The following is a 1301-nucleotide window of genomic DNA, read 5'->3' on the forward strand; positions in this document are numbered from 1 at the left end:
GCCTACGTGATCTTCACGTCGGGATCGACCGGCCAGCCCAAGGGCGTCATGATCGACCACCGCGGCGCCCGCAACACCATCCACGACATCAACCACCGCATCCACCTCACCCCCGAAGACCGCGTCCTCGCCATCTCCAGCCTCAGCTTCGACCTCTCCGTCTGGGACATCTTCGGCACCCTCACCGCCGGCGCCACCCTCGTCATCCCCCACCCCGGCACCCAACGCGACCCCCACCACTGGAACACCCTCATCCACCAACACCACATCACCACCTGGAACTCCGTCCCCGCCCTCTTCGAACTCCTCACCGAACACCGCCACCACACCCACGACCACACCCCCACCCTCCGCACCGCCCTCCTCTCCGGAGACTGGATCCCCCTCACCCTCCCCCCACGCGCCCACACCACCTTCCCCGACCTCACCCTCCACAGCCTCGGCGGCGCCACCGAAGCCTCCATCTGGTCCATCCACCACCCCATCACCACCATCAACCCCGAATGGACCAGCATCCCCTACGGAAAACCCCTCACCAACCAAACAATCCACATCCTCGACCACCACCAACGCCCCCGACCCCCCTACACCACCGGACACATCCACATCGGCGGAACCGGCACCGCACTCGGCTACTGGAAAGACCCCCACAAAACCAACAACGCCTTCACCACCAACCCCCACACCAACCAACGCCTCTACCGCACCGGAGACCTCGGCCGATACTGGCCCGACGGCACCATCGAATTCCTCGGCCGCGAAGACCACCAAGTCAAAATCAACGGCTACCGCATAGAACTCGGAGAAATCGACAACACCCTCACCACCCACCCCGACATCCACACCACACTCACCACCACCCACACCACCAACAACACCCGCCAACTCACCACCTACATCATCCCCACCAACCCCCAAACACCCCCCACCCACCAAGAAATACACAACTGGCTCACCCACAAACTCCCCCACTACATGATCCCCACCCACCTCATCACCCTCAACGAACTCCCCCTCACCCCCAACGGAAAAATCAACCACAAAGCACTCCCCCACCCCACCACCCAAAACAACACCACCCACTACACACCCCCCACCACCCCCACCGAACACACCCTCACCACCATCTGGACCCAACTCCTCAACCCACCCCACCCCCTCGGCACCACCCACAACCTCTTCCAACTCGGCGCCGACTCCCTCCTCGCCCTCCGCGCCACCGCCCAAGCCGACCAGAACGGCCTCCACCTCACCCTCCACGACATCTTCCAGAACCCCACCATCACCCAACAGGCACTGAC

The 1301-nt window shown here is 63.5% G+C and carries 1 protein-coding gene; it reads left to right on the forward strand.

The annotated features are described in order from the left end of the window. Nucleotides 1-1301, forward strand: a 1301-nt coding sequence (locus AB0M16_RS36155; RefSeq protein WP_365350793.1) for a non-ribosomal peptide synthetase, incomplete at both ends; no start/stop codon positions are given.

Source organism: Streptomyces sp. NPDC051921 (genome assembly GCF_040680975.1).
Taxonomy (GTDB): domain Bacteria; phylum Actinomycetota; class Actinomycetes; order Streptomycetales; family Streptomycetaceae; genus Streptomyces.